Annotated in this window: 16 protein-coding genes; 8 read left to right on the top strand and 8 right to left on the bottom strand. The window is 39.1% G+C overall.

Annotation, left to right across the window (positions count from 1 at the left end):
* The first annotated feature begins 315 nt into the window (after positions 1-315).
* Genes AC2HW8_RS07555 through AC2HW8_RS07545 form a run of 3 tightly spaced genes read left to right on the top strand, consistent with a single transcriptional unit; the run spans position 316 to position 4,348 of the window.
* On the top strand, positions 316-1,242 hold the full coding sequence (locus tag AC2HW8_RS07555) for an AAA family ATPase (protein ID WP_484327371.1): 927 nt from the start codon (positions 316-318) through the stop codon (positions 1,240-1,242).
* Positions 1,243-1,244: 2 nt separating this feature from the next.
* Entirely contained in the window at positions 1,245-2,207 is a 963-nt protein-coding gene (locus AC2HW8_RS07550) for a DUF58 domain-containing protein (RefSeq protein WP_484327370.1), read from the top strand.
* Positions 2,204-4,348: a transglutaminase-like domain-containing protein gene (locus AC2HW8_RS07545; protein ID WP_117968029.1), complete on the top strand. Its 2,145-nt coding sequence runs from the start codon at positions 2,204-2,206 to the stop codon at positions 4,346-4,348. Before AC2HW8_RS07550 ends, AC2HW8_RS07545 begins: the two co-directional genes overlap by 4 nt.
* An 85-nt stretch (positions 4,349-4,433) precedes the next feature.
* Here the strand turns inward: AC2HW8_RS07545 and AC2HW8_RS07540 are convergent, their stop codons facing one another.
* Both AC2HW8_RS07540 and AC2HW8_RS07535 read right to left on the bottom strand, forming a co-directional pair.
* Positions 4,434-4,616: a hypothetical protein gene (locus AC2HW8_RS07540; protein WP_015524174.1), complete on the bottom strand. Its 183-nt coding sequence runs from the start codon at positions 4,614-4,616 to the stop codon at positions 4,434-4,436.
* 88 nt (positions 4,617-4,704) lie between these two features.
* Positions 4,705-5,223 (bottom strand): hypothetical protein, encoded by a 519-nt coding sequence (locus AC2HW8_RS07535; RefSeq protein WP_117951425.1) that lies wholly within the window; start codon positions 5,221-5,223, stop codon positions 4,705-4,707.
* 170 nt (positions 5,224-5,393) lie between these two features.
* Between AC2HW8_RS07535 and AC2HW8_RS07530 the strand changes: the two genes are divergently transcribed.
* The 4 genes from AC2HW8_RS07530 to AC2HW8_RS07515 all read left to right on the top strand — a co-directional run bounded on the left by AC2HW8_RS07530 (position 5,394) and on the right by AC2HW8_RS07515 (position 8,251).
* The gene (locus AC2HW8_RS07530) at positions 5,394-5,834 is read left to right on the top strand and encodes a LytTR family DNA-binding domain-containing protein (protein WP_021884074.1); all 441 of its coding nucleotides are present in this window, start codon (positions 5,394-5,396) and stop codon (positions 5,832-5,834) included.
* 9 nt (positions 5,835-5,843) lie between these two features.
* Positions 5,844-6,290: a DUF3021 family protein gene (locus AC2HW8_RS07525; protein ID WP_117968027.1), complete on the top strand. Its 447-nt coding sequence runs from the start codon at positions 5,844-5,846 to the stop codon at positions 6,288-6,290.
* Between the two features lie 115 nt (positions 6,291-6,405).
* Complete coding sequence (locus AC2HW8_RS07520; RefSeq protein ID WP_484327369.1) at positions 6,406-7,317, top strand: ABC transporter ATP-binding protein; 912 nt, start codon at positions 6,406-6,408, stop codon at positions 7,315-7,317.
* A gap of 1 nt (position 7,318) precedes the next feature.
* A complete protein-coding gene (locus tag AC2HW8_RS07515) occupies positions 7,319-8,251 on the top strand; it encodes an ABC transporter permease (protein WP_117951428.1) in 933 nt (310 codons plus the stop codon).
* A gap of 55 nt (positions 8,252-8,306) precedes the next feature.
* Here the strand turns inward: AC2HW8_RS07515 and AC2HW8_RS07510 are convergent, their stop codons facing one another.
* The 6 genes from AC2HW8_RS07510 to AC2HW8_RS07485 all read right to left on the bottom strand — a co-directional run bounded on the left by AC2HW8_RS07510 (position 8,307) and on the right by AC2HW8_RS07485 (position 12,761).
* Positions 8,307-9,419, bottom strand: a complete 1,113-nt coding sequence (locus tag AC2HW8_RS07510) for a 5-methyltetrahydropteroyltriglutamate--homocysteine S-methyltransferase (RefSeq protein WP_484327368.1) — start codon at positions 9,417-9,419, stop codon at positions 8,307-8,309.
* Between the two features lie 100 nt (positions 9,420-9,519).
* Positions 9,520-10,416 carry a LysR family transcriptional regulator gene (locus AC2HW8_RS07505; protein ID WP_021884069.1) on the bottom strand — a complete coding sequence of 299 codons (897 nt, stop codon included), beginning with the start codon at positions 10,414-10,416 and terminating at the stop codon, positions 9,520-9,522.
* A 31-nt stretch (positions 10,417-10,447) separates the two neighbouring features.
* Positions 10,448-10,969 (bottom strand): nitroreductase, encoded by a 522-nt coding sequence (locus AC2HW8_RS07500; RefSeq protein ID WP_484327367.1) that lies wholly within the window; start codon positions 10,967-10,969, stop codon positions 10,448-10,450.
* Between the two features lie 12 nt (positions 10,970-10,981).
* Positions 10,982-11,521: a nitroreductase family protein gene (locus AC2HW8_RS07495; RefSeq protein ID WP_484327366.1), complete on the bottom strand. Its 540-nt coding sequence runs from the start codon at positions 11,519-11,521 to the stop codon at positions 10,982-10,984.
* 61 nt (positions 11,522-11,582) lie between these two features.
* Positions 11,583-12,509, bottom strand: a complete 927-nt coding sequence (locus AC2HW8_RS07490) for an AEC family transporter (protein WP_484327365.1) — start codon at positions 12,507-12,509, stop codon at positions 11,583-11,585.
* Positions 12,510-12,578: 69 nt separating this feature from the next.
* Positions 12,579-12,761, bottom strand: coding sequence for a DUF1540 domain-containing protein (locus tag AC2HW8_RS07485; RefSeq protein ID WP_015524182.1), 183 nt, complete (start codon positions 12,759-12,761; stop codon positions 12,579-12,581).
* 120 nt (positions 12,762-12,881) lie between these two features.
* On the opposite strand from AC2HW8_RS07485, the gene AC2HW8_RS07480 reads away from it, so the two are divergent.
* Positions 12,882-13,214: a thioredoxin domain-containing protein gene (locus AC2HW8_RS07480; protein ID WP_484327364.1), complete on the top strand. Its 333-nt coding sequence runs from the start codon at positions 12,882-12,884 to the stop codon at positions 13,212-13,214.
* Positions 13,215-13,775: the final 561 nt, after the last annotated feature.

Here is a 13,775-nt window from a genome sequence, read left to right as displayed (position 1 = left end):
TGTCATGGTTATCACCTCCTCTTGTGAGGAGAAACCGCCTACCGTTTAATGCAGGTATCACGGTTTTATTCTAACAGTTTAATTCTTATTTGTCAATTTAATTTTCAGACGGCAGTTCTTTACGGACTGCCGTTTTTTTTGCATATATTCTGCATAACCTAAAAACATATCTTCACATCTGTAGTTGGTCTGTATTTTACGAAAAAGACTTGCAATAAAAAAGCAAATCAAATATAATTTAAGTAGAGAGCGTTGCTCAGATTCAATTATTGTATAAATAATATAACAACAAATTTTAACACAAAGGAACAAATAATGAATAAATTTCAACTTATAACCAATGAGGTAAAAAAGGTAATAAACGGTAAAGACAGGGCGGTTGTCACCACTCTGCTTGCGTTGCTCACAGGAGGAAACATTCTTATTGAGGATATTCCGGGTGTGGGAAAAACAACAATGGCGGTTGCGTTTTCAAAGGCGCTCGGTCTTGAATACGGCAGAGTACAGTTCACTCCCGACACTTTGCCGTCAGATATCACGGGCTTTGCGGTCTATAACAAGGATACAGGAAAATTTACTTTCAACAAGGGCGCTGTATTCTGTAATCTTTTTCTTGCAGACGAGTTAAACAGAACTTCAAGCAGAACTCAGGCGGCTTTGCTTGAGGCAATGGAAGAACGGCAGGTTACTGTTGAAAGCAACACTTTCAAGCTTGAAAAGCCTTTTTCTGTTATTGCAACGCAAAACCCGACAGGAGCGTCGGGAACACAGCTTTTGCCTGATTCACAGATTGACCGATTCACGGTAAGGCTTTCAATGGGATATCCCGACAGCGATGCGGAATGTAAAATGCTGCTTAACAGAAGCGGTAAAAATCCCCTTAACTCAGTAAACTGCATTGTGTCCAAAAATGAATTTCTTGAGATGCAGTCGGAGGTTCAGAATGTTTTTGTCAGCGATGATATGGCAAGATATATTGTGTCACTCATTTCAGCAACAAGAAAACATCCGTTGCTTTCAAGAGGTGCAAGCCCGAGAGCAACGCTTTCACTGACCGATATGGCAAAGGCTGTCGCATTTGCCGAGGGCAGAGATTACATTGTGCCGAGAGATGTGCAGAATATTTTTATCTGCACCGTAAACCACAGGATAATTCTCAACGCAAAAGCCTCTGCATCAAAAAAGAACAGCGAAGAAATTCTGCACGAAATTCTCAGAAAAACTCCAAAACCGAGGACTTGAAAATGATAAGGAACATAATAATTTATCTTTGTCTGCTGACGGGAACATTTTTGTTCAGCATTTTTTATTACGCCTGGTTCTCATGGTTTTTGTTCCTGACGGTTGTTTCAATTCCGATAATCTCGCTTTTGCTGAGCCTGCCTTTTATGATACGGAGTGTACGCTCCGATATTGAAATTTTTGCAAAAGAAAATGTTTTTATCAAGGATGAGTTTTACATTGCAATATCAGGCAAGAAGAAGAAACCGCTCTTCTGCCCTATGCTCACGCTGAATATAAAATCAACCAACCTTACAGCAAATCTTTGTGAAAACATAAAAATCAGATTTTCGGGTACATTTACAAAGCCGTTAATCAGACAATGCAACAGTCTTACACAGCATTGCGGACAGCTTGACATTGTATGCAAAAACGGTAAAATTTACGATATGCTCGGCATATTTTTTCTTCCGATCAGGATTAAAAAGCGTAGCTTTGTTCGTGTCCTTCCAAAACAACAAAAACCGAAAATTATCCCCGACAGCAGTAATTTCACGGTTACGGGATATAAGCCTAAGCCTGTCGGCAACAGCGAAATTTATGAGCTTCGTGAATACCGTCACGGTGACAGTCTGCGCAATGTTCATTGGAAGCTTTCGTCAAAAAGCGATGCGCTGATTGTAAAAGAACCGAATGTTCCGATAATCAAGAACTGTCTTATAATGCCTTTTTTCGGAGATAATGCAGACGAAAATGATGTTGTTTTTGCAAAGCTGATGTATGTCTGCCGATATATGATTAAGAGCATAGGCATTTGCTTTGCCTGTGACAGGAGCGGCAATCCTTTTGAGATAAGATGCGAAAACGATATATTAAACTATTTTTCCGCACTCTATCTAAACACGGAAAGCAGCTTTGTTGCCGACACAAATGATTTTCAGCATTACAATATTTTTGCCGATCGTGAGGAGGTTGACTTGTTGTGAAAAACAAAACAAGCTTTACGATTGACATCCTTCTCTGCGTAACATTGATTTCAAGCCTGTTTTACTGTCTTGTCACCTCTTTTGATATAAAAACAGAATGGTACATCATAGTAATTCCTACGGCAATTTTCTGCACAATTTACGGATTGCTTGCCTCCCTTGTCAAAAAGTCGGGTGTACTGTTTATCAGCGTAGCAATCACTATGATTGTTTTTGTATTCACTCTGCTGTTTTCACTTGAAAGCATACTTGAGCAATTGAGTTATGTTATTACTCAGGCTTTAAAACTGCTTTCGCAATATCTTCCCGTACAGAACAAAATCATTTTGGGAGATACCCTCGGCACAAGTGCAACAGGACTTTTTGTGTTCATTTCGGCAATACTGAGTGCAGTTTTTACAATCAGCCTGATACGATACAAGCGTATTTTGATTCCGTCATTGCTGTCAATGGTACTGCTTGTCCCCTGCTTCATTCTTATAAACACTCTTCCGTCGCTCGTTTGTCTTTTTATTGCAATTGCAAGTCTTATTGCCTTGTACATTTCAAAGAACACACGCAAATTCAGACCGTCACAGGGCGGTGTGATTGCGGCAATTTCATTCGGAACAATGCTTGTTGTGATGACAATTTTGCTTGCGTTCAATCCGATTGAAAAATATGAGCGATTTGACTGGCAGGAAAACCTTTTGCAGAGCATTGAAAACAGCTTTAATATTGATGACGGACGAAAAACTACCGCAGAAAAAAACCTTAATGAAATCAAAGGTTCACTTGAAGAAAAAGAAAATCTCAGCGATATCTCTCCGCTGACGCAGACGCATACACCTGTTATGACGGTCACTTCGGCAGTTGGCGGTAATATTTATCTCAAAGGCACAGCATATGCCAACTATAGGGACAATATATGGAGTATCATTTCAGACAATAATGCCGCAAGATATCCGCAGGATTTCGTACCGTTTACGGCAACAATCGGAAACAACGCTTTAACCGATACAAGGGTTCATATGCTGAATGAAAGTAAGATTGCCTATGTTCCCTACTTTTTGGAAAGTCTACCCGACAATCTCAATTCGGTTGCTGATGTGTGCGTAAAAAACGATACGGATAAAAACGAATTTAATTATTCGCACTATCCGTTTTATGCTGAAAACACATACAGATACAATAATTCAGCCGAAGCGGAAGATTACAAAGCATTTGTGTATGACACCTATCTTGAAATTCCGGGAAAAACACAAATTGAATTGCGTAGGATTGCTGACCAAGAGGGCTTTCTCGACTCGGAGCTTACCGTTTCCGAAAAGATTGAAATGGTAAAGAACTATATTTCAAACAGTAAAACCTATTCGTTGAAAACTCCGAAAATGCCGTCGGGCAAAGATTTTGCAACTTGGTTTCTCAACGAGAGCAACACGGGATATTGTGTTCATTTTGCCACAGCCGGCACGCTTATGCTGAGGGCACTCGGGATTCCGGCACGATATGTTACAGGCTACTATGCAACCGCATACGCAAATCAAACCGTGACTGTAACAACCGACAACGCTCACGCATGGGTTGAGTATTACAGCGATACGGCGGGTTGGATTCCGCTTGAATGTACACCGTCATCGTTTCAGCCGGCAAGGTATGTCGGCTCTCAAAGAGCAAGCGGCGGCAGTACGGACACAACTCAGCCAACAACCGTTGAACCGACAACAGCACCGACTGCTCCGACAAACGGCACGGTTTCTCACGGCACAAAGCCGAAAAATGACAGTAAATCTTTATTTGAATTTAACGGATTTACAATCGCTATGATGTCATTGGGAATTGTTGCCCTTGCTTTAATCGCAATTTTCTCAAGAAGAATTATCATTATCAAAAAGAGAAAACAAAGATTTGAAACAGGAAGAAACAATAAACGGGCAATCTGCATTTATAAAGAACTTAAAAATCTCACGAAAATTTCGCATCTTCTGATTACAGATGAAGTGAAATCCGTGTACGAAAAGGCGAGATTCAGCAATCACACGATAAGCGATGATGAACTGAAAATTATTGAAAACGCTTACTATAATTCCGTTGAAGAAATTTACAATAATCTTCCTCGCATCAAAAAGCCGTATTACAAGTTTATAAAGGCAATAAAATAAGAAATGCTCCCGTACAATACGGGAGCGTTTTTACACAACAAAAGGCTCTTGAAAACAACTCAAGAGCCTTAGATTTTGCTTTATATTATTTAAAAAGATTCTTTTTGTCATAATAATCCTTATCGACAAACTCGTCCTTTTCGTCAAGATTGCTGTCACTGCTCTTGAAAAGTCCCGAGCCAAAACGATAATCGTGATTTGCCATTCTGCGAATTCCGTAAGCAAGAATTGCAACACACACCAAAAACCAGAAAACTAACCAAAACATAAACAACACCTCTCAAAAGCAATACAATGTTAGTATTTTTGTTTAGCTGATTATATCATTGCAATATTATATTGTCAATATATTTTTATTAATATTCATTAATAAATGCAAGAACTTTTCTTACTGTTTCAACACTCAATTTATCAGTGTTGCCGTATTTGAGAAAAGAATTGACATTACCTGCATTAAGGTTCAATTCCTTATAAATGCGGTAGTTTGTAATACACTTTTGCTGTTTAACTTCACAGATTTTTTTATACATCAAATTTTTGATTTTTGTTTCATTATTGTGTTTGTTTAATCTGTAAAGGTAGTTATCATAGATTGTTTTGTACTCGCTTAATTCTTTTTCGGAAACATATTTTTCAACATTATTGTCCGTAATTCCCGAAAGTTTTTCGCAACCGTCATTAAGATAGTCGTACTTTTTAAGAAGTTTATTCTTTAAATTTTTATCGGTAAACATCATAAGATAAAGGCATAAAGCATCTTTAAGGCGAAAATTATTTTCGGCAAGTTTTGAAAACGAGTACAACGATGTTCCGCCCACTCCCGACAATTCCTGTAGTTGTGAAAGAAGATATCCTTTAAATGTCAACGCTCTCATTTAAACCTCTCCAATAAATCAGATAATAAATAATAGTATTATTCTATTAGTAATATTTTTATTTGTCAACAAAAAATTGTAATTTACCGACATAATTTTGCAAGTTAGGGTTCGGTACTGTTAATTTTCTTTTTGATATGGTAAAATGGTTGATGAACGGAGGGAATGCGATGTTTAATGTTACAATCCGTCAGGTTGGGATTGAGGAACGGGAAGAAATTATAATTTGCTGTCATGAAATCAGCGACGAGGTTATGTCGCTTGCAAACAGCATTAAGGGGCAGAAAAGTTTTCTTCTTGCATCAAAAGACGGCGAGATGTTCAAGCTTGACACAAAGGAAATTTTCTACATAGAATCGGTTGACAACAAAACCTTTATATACTGCAAAAACAATATTTATGAAACCAAACAAAAGCTGTATGAGCTTGAAGAAATTTTAAAAGGAACAAAATTTTTCAGATGTTCAAAGTCAATGATACTGAATATCGGTAAAATCCGTTCCGTATCACCGTCTGTCAACAGCCGTTTTGAGGCAAAGCTTGTAAACGGTGAAACGGCAATTATTTCAAGGCAGTATGTGCCGACCTTGAAGAAAAAGCTTGGAATGTGAGGTATTGTTATGAATGATTCTTTAAAAGAAATTATAAAAGAAGTCATAAAGGACTATTTCATAATCACGGTTGCAATGCTTTTTGTTGTAAGCCTTGCAAATTCAATTGCGTTAATCGAATACTATCCCCCCGATTTTCCGTGGGTTGTAATGGGAACAGCTGCGGTAACTTCAATTCCGACTCTGCTTTTTTACTTTAAAGAAGAACCCACCAAACTGCAGGCTCGCATACGAATTGTCATTCATTTCTGCCTTATTCAGGCAATTGTTATGACCGAGGGATTTTTGCTTGGTTGGTACAAGAATTTTCCTATGGCGCTTTTGGTTTTTGCAATGATTACCGCCGTGTATCTGCTGACATTCCTTTTCAGCTACATTACACGGACACGCACGGCAAAATCAATTAATGAATCGCTCAAAAAATTTAACGCAGACGAGGATTATCAGGACGAATAACTGCATTTTGACATACAAAATCGCAACTTACTCCCCTCTTTTTGCAACACAGCTAAAATTGCTTTTCTTTTGAATTGCAAGGTGCTACTATGTTGACAGAAGGAGGGGATTTTTAATGAGTAACATAATCGAAGTTAAAAATCTTGTAAAGAATTATAAAGATGTTCACGCAGTAAATGATATATCATTCACGGTTGAAGAAGGTTCGTTTTTCGCATTTCTCGGAATTAACGGCGCAGGCAAATCAACCACAATCAACATTCTTTGTACGGTGCTTGAAAAAACATCGGGCAATGTTAAAATCGGTGGATATGACCTTGACAAAGAAAAAAACAAAATCAAGGAGCTTATCGGAATTGTTTTTCAGGGTTCTGTACTTGACAAACAGCTTAACGTTAAAGAAAATCTTGAATCGAGAGCATCATATTACGGACTCAACAAAAAAGAAATCGCCAAAAGAATTGAAAGCCTTACACAAACCTTTGACCTTTCGGAAATTCTCAAAAGAAAATACGGAACATTGAGCGGTGGCCAGCGCAGACGGGTTGACATTGCAAGGGCGCTTATTAACCGACCTAAGCTCCTGTTCCTTGACGAACCGACAACGGGACTTGACCCGAAAACAAGGCTGCAGGTGTGGGAAATCATCCACAATCTTCGCAAAGAAACAGGACTTACGGTATTCCTCACAACCCACTATATGGAAGAAACAGTTGACTGCGACAATGTGGTGATTATTGATTCGGGCAAAATTGTTGCCAACGATTCTCCGCATAATCTCAAAAAAGATTATTCGTCAAACAGCCTTGTTTGGTACACGGAAGAAAATTCTGGAAACGATAATCTTCTCAAGGCCGATAATCTCGAATTTGAAAGAGTCGGAGATGCGTATAAAATCAAAATCAAAAACAGCAGACAGGCTCTTGAAATCACAAACAAACATACTGAAATTGTCGATTTTGAGATTATCAAAGGCAATATGGACGATGTGTTTCTGACCGTAACGGGTAAAAGGCTGGGTGACTGATATGAAATTTCAAAGAACACTTTGCTCATACAAGGGTATGACAAAACGAAATATAAAGGTATATTTAAAGGACAAAACCGCAATTATCTTCTCAATGATGACGCAGATTATCATACTCGGATTATATCTTTTGTTTCTCAAGCAGAATTATGTCGATTCAATGACTTCAATGCTCGACGGCTTCAACATCAAAACAGAGGACAATTTGATTAACGCACTTGTAAATTCATGGCTTGTATCGGGCGTTATCGGAACATCTGTTGTAACGGTTGCAATGAACTCGCTTTCGGTAATGATTTCCGACAAGCAGAACAAGATTGACTACGACTACAACGCTTCTTCCGTAAAGGGCAGTACGGTTGTTCTCTCCTACTTTTCGGGTGCGGTTGTAAACACAATTGTAATCAGCGCAATTTTGCTGACGGCAGGCATCGCATTTTCGTGCATATCGGGTTCAAGCTTTCCCGAATTTACGGAGCTTTTAAAATTATACGGACTTGTGATTTTAGGCTCTGTTTCGGCTGTACTTATTCTTATGTTTGTTGCGTCATTCTTCAAAAAGAATTCAACCTATGCCGCATTCAACACACTTATTTCGGTTGCAATCGGTTTTGTAATCGGTGCATACATTCCCGTCAGCCAGTTTTCGGACGGAGTTCAGACATTTGTAAATCTTATCCCCGGCTCACACATTGCGGCTATGATAAGAAATGTGCTTGTCAGTCCGTGCATTAACGATATTTCGACCTCACTCGCAGGAGCAGACCACGGAATGTTTGCCGCAGAGGCAGAAAAAGCGTTTGCAACCAACCTCAACCTTTTCGGAAACGAAGTGGATTTCACATTTATGATGATGTACTCAATCGGTGCAATCTTAATTTTCCTTGTCCTCAACCTTATATCATACAAATTCAGTTCAAAACGCAAGGACTGATTTATGACAGATAAAAAGCCGACACTTTTCGGAGTGTCGGCTTTTTTATATATAGTTACTTCCAAACTTCTTCTGCAATTTCTTTTACAAGAGCAAGCTTTGCCCACTGCTCTTCCTCGGTAAGCTTATTACCGATTTCGCATGATGCAAAACCGCACTGCGGACTGAGATACAATCTGTCAAGCGGAATATACTTTTCCGCCTCATGAATACGATTGATTACAGTCTGCTTATCCTCAAGAACAGGTGACTTTGTTGTGATAAGACCGAGAACAACCTTTTTGTCACCGCTCACATATTTTAACGGTTCAAAACCGCCTGAACGCTCATCGTCAAACTCAAGATAATAAGCGTTGACATTTTCTTCACCGAAAAGTTTCTCTGCAACAGGATCATATGCACCGCTGCTGAAGTATGCAGAATGATAGTTACCTCTGCAAACATGAGTATTGATTACGAGGTCATCGGGCTTACCCTCAATTGCAAGGTTGTTTACCTTGAGAAGTTTCTCACTGATACTCTTAAAATCTGCATCCTCGCCATAGCGGTTTACGCTACCCTCCGCAACAAGGACGCCCCATGTGCAGTCGTCAAACTGGATATTTCTGCAACCTGCATCGTAAAGATCTTTGATTACCTTTTTGTATCCGTTTGCAATATCGTTGATAAGTTCTTCATCTGTCGGATAGAACTTCCTTGTCGTTTCAATATTTGCAGGAATGATGAACTGCTGGAAAAACTGTGCGGGAGCAGGAATTGTCTGCTTTGCTACTGTGTTTTCATCCTCAAGAGCCTTTACAAATTTGTAATGTTCAACAAACGGATGACTGTCAACCGAGATTTCGCCGGAAAGCCATGTATCGTCAATCAAAGCCTGTTCGCCGTGGAATGCAACACCGTTTTCGGTTTTTTTGTGTTCAACTCCGTTAAATCCCCACATGAAGTCAAGATGCCATGTTGCTCTGCGGAATTCACCGTCGGTAATCGCTTTTATACCGGCTTTTTTCTGTTTTGCAACAAGGTCAAGAATAGCCTTGTCCTCAACTGCGGTAAGCTCTTCTTTTGTGATTTTACCGTTTTCAAAATCAAGTCTTGCTTTTTTAAGATAATCGGGTCTTAAAAAGCTGCCTACTGTTTCAAATCTAAATGGTGTGTGCTGTTTACTCATCTTAAATACCTCCGTGGAAATTTGATGAGTTAATTATATTATGAATTCACAGACTTGTAAAATACTTGTTATCAGCCGTTTGCTATTAGTTTTTCTTATATCAAATATGTTTCTTTAAAGCCTCAATATATGCCTCGGCAAGGTTACTGTGCAGAATCTTTTTATTTTCGATATAACCGATTTTCATATTGCCCTCTTCATCAAGGGGGATTGCGGTTATATTATCACCGTTAAGCTCATTGTCGATTACACCGCTGCAAACTGTGTAGCCGTTGAGTCCGATTAAAAGGTTGAACAGGGTTGCTCTGTCGGTCACTCTGATATTTTTTGTACGCCCGACCGTGCTGAAAATTTCTTCCGAATAATAGAAAGAATTATGCTCACCCTGTTCAAACGAGAGATACGGATAATCGGCAAGCTCCTCCATTGTAACGGATTTTTTGTCTGCAAGCGGATGGTCGGTTGATACAAACACATGAGGCTTTGCCGTAAAAAGCTCGGTGAATGTCAGCGACTTTGATTTTATAATTTTCATCAGCGCATCTTTGTTAAAGCTGTTGAGATAAAGAATTCCGATTTCGCTTTTCATCTTTGCAACATCGTCAATAATTTCGTAGGTTTCGGTTTCACGAAGTGAAAAATCGTACTCCTCGCCTGCAAACCGTCGGATAAGATCAACAAATGCATTGACTGCAAACGAGTAGTGCTGGGTTGAAACGCAGAACTGCTGCTTTATCTTTGTTCCCGACTTATACACTCCCTCAAGCAGGCTTGCCTGTTCAAGAACCTGTCGTGCATAACCGAGAAATCTTTCACCCTCGTTTGAAGTTACAACGCCTTTGTTTGTGCGTGTAAAAATCTTTATGCCCATTTCCGTTTCCAACTCACGAATTGATGTTGTAAGTCCCGGTTGGGAAATAAAAAGTTCCTTTGACGCTTCACTCATTGAGCCTGTGCGGGCAACGGTGACAACATATTTTAACTGTTGCAAAGTCAACCTTGTTCAATCCTTTCAAAAACAAATTCCCTCATTCAACATAAAAAACACGGTTTTCTCTTCTCGGTGAAGTTTTGGGATATTCACCGTTCACATAACCGATAACGCAGTGACCGATACCCTCATAGTCACCCTCAATACCGAGTGATTCGAGAATTTCTTTGCCCTCTTTGCTTTCAAATTCTTCCTTTGCACGGTGAATCCAACAACTTCCAAGTCCCTCATCATGGGCGGCAAGCATAAGATTTTCCATTACAAGAGTACCGTCATACAAATATGTAGGAACAGCTTTGTCGGCAAGCACAATCAGAACAACGGGAGCGTTATAGAACGGATCAACATCTTTTCCCATAATTTCGGCATTCATTCTTGAAAGCTTGTCACGCATTTCTTTGTTTGTAACGGCAACGATAATAACCGGCTGTCTGTTCATTCCTGACGGTGCATACAGACCTGCGGAAATGATTTCGTCAATAACTTCCTTTGGCGGCATATCGGACTTAAAACTGCGGACGCTTCTTCTTGATTTCAGTTTTTCGATAAATTCACTCATTATGTAAACCTCTCATTCCTCATAAAATTTTGCAAAATCCTCAACAGATTTTCTCTTTGGTCTTACGATTTCGGAATCAGTGTAACCAACTGCGATAACGCTGACAACAGCCTCTGTTTCGGGAATGTCAAATTCTTTTCTGAGCTTTTCACCGTCACGGATACACATAACAAGGGTTGAAATGCCGAGTTCGGTTGCCTTTAGCAAAAGTGCCATATTGTTAAGACCGAGATCGTAATATCCCCAGCCGTTGCCGATTTCAGTCACGGCAGTACCGTCTTTGTCAAAACCCGAACGGTTGAGAACAACGGTTGTCACGATATATGCAGACGCATTTTCTGAATTTTTTCTGTTAAATTCGGGGAGTGCCTCTCTTACGGCATTCTTACTTTTATCGCCTGTTGCAACATAAAAGCGCGGCGTCTGCGAGTTCTTCCACGAAGGAGCAAGATTTGCCGCCGAAAGCATTTCATCAAGCAGGCTTTTGTCAACTTTTTTATCTATATAATGTCTTGTGCTTTTTCTGTTATTTAAAGCCTCAGATAATTCCATAATCAAACCTCCAACATTTTTATACCTATATTGTACCAATGGAGTGGGAATTAATCAAGGGTTAAAGCAGAATATAGAACAAAATCGGTATCGTAAAAACTGCCGTCAACTGTGACACAAGCGCCATACTTGCACCGTCATCGGGACTTTTTCCGTAGGCTGACGGAATGATTACCGTGTTAAGTCCAAGCGGCATTGCATTTGCGCAAAGTGTTGCAACAACTGCCTCCTGAGGTGCGTTAAAAAGCTTTAACACAAGCACCGAAACCGTTGGCAGAAACACAAGGCGGATTCCTGCAACAACATAGGTCTGCCATTTGCCGAAAAGATTTGCAAAGCTGTAGCCGCCTATTACAAAGCCTGTCAGAATCATTGCAATCGGAGACATACAGGCGGCGGTTGAATTGATTATTGTTGTTACAAGTCTGAATTTCGGAATCGGCAATAAACCGAGAATTGCTCCGATAAAAATTGAAACAAAAATCGGATTAACAAAATTTTTCATTGAAAATTTGCCGTGTCCGTTCGGCACAAGCCACGCAATTCCTATTGAATAAGTAAACAGATTAAGCGGTAAAGTGAACATAAGATAGTCGAAAAGCTCCATGCTTTCTGCGCCGTATATTCCCGACACCATTGCAGTTCCGACAAATCCGAAATTTGAAACGGAAATTGAATAGCGGTACACCTTTTTCAGATATTCCGTCTTACTGAGGAACCTTGACGCAACAAATCCCGTTGCAATGCAAAACAACAGAACCCCCGTGCTGTAGGCAATGAACACCCATTTTTCGCTTATGTTTTTTACTGTACAATTGGTGCGGAATGTGTTAATTACAACGGCGGGCATAAGAATTCTGTTCTCAAGCTTTGAAAAAATTTCGGCTGAATTTTCCGGCAAAAATCCGCCCTGTCGGATTGTAAAACCGATAAATATAAACGAAAACAAAACCGCAATCTGAAAAATTACCGATGAAAAAATCTCCACAAATTCATCCCCTTTTAAAGCCAAAACACCCCCAGTCCGAGGGGCTGAGGGTGTAAGCTTCAAATCAAATTACTTGCAGCTGCACTTTGCTTCAAAGCTCTGGCAGTCCGTACACTGACAAACAGTCGGATTTGCCTCGTGAGTTCCGACCTTGATTGCTTCAAGCGAACAGTAGTCCTTTGTGCTGTTGTGATGCTTACAGTTTGTTACCGAGCACATAATGCTTTGGTTACAATATGCATTGTTTTCCATAGTATTCATTCTCCTCATTCATTTTTGCGGATTAGCCGCTTTTTATATTGTTTCTGCATTTTGCGGATTTATACCGCACACTTTGAAACATCTGCAATAAAATGTACTGAGGTGAATTACATGAATGTTGTATCGGCTGTTTTTCTTGTTGTTTTTGCCGTAATCGGAATTTGTGCATTTGTCCGTGAATTAACATTTTTTCTCTTTCGTAACAGAAAAAATAATACCGTTATGTTTGTTGCTCCCGTCAGCGGAAAATGTGAAAATGCCGAATATATTTTGCGAAGTGCTGCCGCAAAGGTAAAATGGATAAGCAGAGGAAGAAATGACTGTGTAATTTGCCTTGACTGCGGTATGGACGATGAAACAAAAAGGATTTGCAAAAAAATATGTCGTGACTACGGCTTTGCAAAGCTTTTGACAAAACAGGAATTTTTAAAAATGATAAAGTAAAAATCCAAACGAAATTTAAACAAAAATACTGCCACAGAATATGCCGAGGTTTTATAAAGCAGTAAGACAAAACTTAATAAACCCAAGACATTGCCATGGCAGTATGAGGCTTTGACTGTAAAAGGTCAAAGCCTTTTTCTTATCAAAAGTCTGTGAGTGCATTTTTGCATTAACCGAAAAAGAGTGTAAGAATAGGCATTATAAAAAACACTATTATTATTTGTTTATAATTACATATGTATCTGTTATATTGTACAAAGAAATATGAATAAGTTTGTAGGCAATTATAATTGTATTTTATTGTTTAAATGTGGTAAAATTCAATTAACAAAACAAATCCCTTACAATAAACTAATATAAAAATTAATGTTGTGAGTGATGTGAGTTTTGTAATTTCTACTTTGGTAGATTATTAGTTTTATTGTAGACAAGAAAAAATAACTTTAAACACGAAAGGAGAGCTAATATTTTATGCAAGAGCATAAAAAAATATCGCATCTTACACACAGAAATTCAGTTCAAAAAACAATTAGGATGCAACTGAATCCTGTAGGTAAAACA

It is taken from the genome of Ruminococcoides sp. (assembly GCF_057037865.1).
The sequence above is the reverse complement of the archived record's forward strand: the minus strand, read 5'-3'. Positions and strand labels throughout refer to the sequence as shown.